The 1,818-nt window shown below is 64.2% G+C and carries 2 protein-coding genes; both read left to right on the top strand.

Features of this window, described 5'->3' with window-relative positions; all coding sequences use genetic code 11:
• Positions 1–193: 193 nt before the first annotated feature.
• The gene (locus ACESNG_RS23475) at positions 194–817 is read left to right on the top strand and encodes a carboxymuconolactone decarboxylase family protein (RefSeq protein WP_373058387.1); all 624 of its coding nucleotides are present in this window, start codon (positions 194–196) and stop codon (positions 815–817) included.
• A gap of 104 nt (positions 818–921) precedes the next feature.
• On the top strand, positions 922–1,818 hold an 897-nt coding region (gene obgE, locus ACESNG_RS23470), incomplete at its 3' end, for a GTPase ObgE (RefSeq protein ID WP_373071139.1).

Raw genomic sequence — 1,818 nt, 5'->3', positions numbered from 1 at the left:
GTGGCGGTGCTGGCGATGTTGGCCGAGTACGACGGGTTGCCGTCGCCGTTGCCCGAGAGTTTGCGTGAAGTTGCGGTGCGGGTGGTTCGAAATACGCGAGGAGAACAGGTCGGCGAAGTGTTCGTGAGTACGGCGCCGCTCGGCGCGTACGGGCGGGCCTAGTGGCGTTGATTCGATGACGCGGCGCGGCCGCATGCCTGTTACACTCGATGCACTTGATGGGGAGACGGCTACTCTTGTGCGTTTGGCGGCGTTGCTTGCGGGTGGGAGCGAGGCGGAGGTGCGCGGGGGGCTTTCGGCGGTGCTCGGCGTCGTCAATCCGATCTGGGTTGAAGAAGTCATACTGCAGACGTACTTGTTTGCCGGATTTCCGCGGGCGCTCAATGCGGCCAGGGATTGGCGTCGCATCTCCGGTCGCAGTGCGCCGACACCGTCGGATGATGACGAGGGGGCAGTGACGGACTTTTCTGCGCGTGGCGAGGCGACGTGCGCCACGGTGTATGGCGAGTACTACGATCGGTTGCGCGTGAACATCCGTGGATTGCATCCGGCGCTCGATCGGTGGATGATCACGGAAGGATACGGCAAGGTGCTCGGTCGGCCGTTGCTCGATCTGGCGCGTCGGGAGTTGTGTGTGGTCGCCGCGTGCGCCATCGCGCGACAGGATCGGCAGCTGCATTCGCATCTGCACGGCGCCGTGAATGCCGGGGCGGCCGTGGCCGTGGTTTCGGCCGCGCTGCAGGTGGTTGCGCCGCTGATCGGCGCCGACGACATGCGTCGCTACCTCGGCTTGTGGGCGCGGGTGCAGGGCAAGTAAGACGGCAACACCGTTATTCGGCAGGACGATCAGCACGCAGTGCAATCGCAGGTTTCTGGCGGCGCCTTGGTGGCCGGCTGCCTCTCTCGTTTCGGAAGTGATTCATGTTCGTAGATCGCGTACTCGTGAAGGTCGAAGCAGGAACTGGTGGATCGGGACAGACGTCGTTCCGTCGCGAGAAGTTCGCGCCGATGGGCGGCCCTGATGGTGGCGACGGCGGACGGGGCGGCGACGTTATCGTGCGCGGCGACCGCAACCTGACCACGCTGCTGGACTACACGTACCGCGATGCCTGGAAGGCCGAACGCGGTCAACACGGCGAAGGATCGAATCGGACCGGGCGCTCGGGCGAGGATATCGTGCTGCCCGTCCCTCCCGGTACCGTCGTGCGCGACGCCGAAACGCAGGAGTTTCTGGGCGAAGTCATGGAGGATGGACACACGATTCTCGTGTCGAAAGGAGGTCGTGGCGGTAAGGGGAATTCGTTCTTCGTCACCCCCACGCACCAGTCGCCGCGCGAATGGCAGCCGGGCGAAGAAGGACATGCCCGGACGCTCGAACTCGAGCTCAAGCTGATCGCCGATATCGGTCTCGTCGGCCAGCCGAACGCAGGCAAGAGCACCCTCCTCTCGGTGATTTCGGCGGCTCGCCCCAAAATCGCAGACTATCCGTTCACCACCTTGTCGCCGAACCTCGGCGTCGTGCCACTCAGTGACCATCGCTCCTTCGTGGTGGCCGACATTCCCGGCATCATCGAAGGCGCGTCGGAAGGCAAGGGACTCGGACTGCGCTTCCTGCGACACATCGAGCGCACCCGCATGCTCGCCTTCATGATCCCCATCGATGCGGAAGACTGGCAGGCGGAGCTCGATCAGTTGCGACACGAGATTTCCTCGTACTCCACCGAGCTCGCCGCCAAGCCGTATTGCGTGGTGTTCACGAAGCTCGATCTGCTCGGCGAGCACTACGTGCCGGATATCGAAGCACCGAGCGCCTTCGGC

It is taken from the genome of Gemmatimonas sp. (assembly GCF_041689975.1).
Classification (GTDB): domain Bacteria; phylum Gemmatimonadota; class Gemmatimonadetes; order Gemmatimonadales; family Gemmatimonadaceae; genus Gemmatimonas.
Note: the sequence above shows the minus strand (reverse complement) of the source record. Positions and strands in the feature narration are given on the sequence as shown.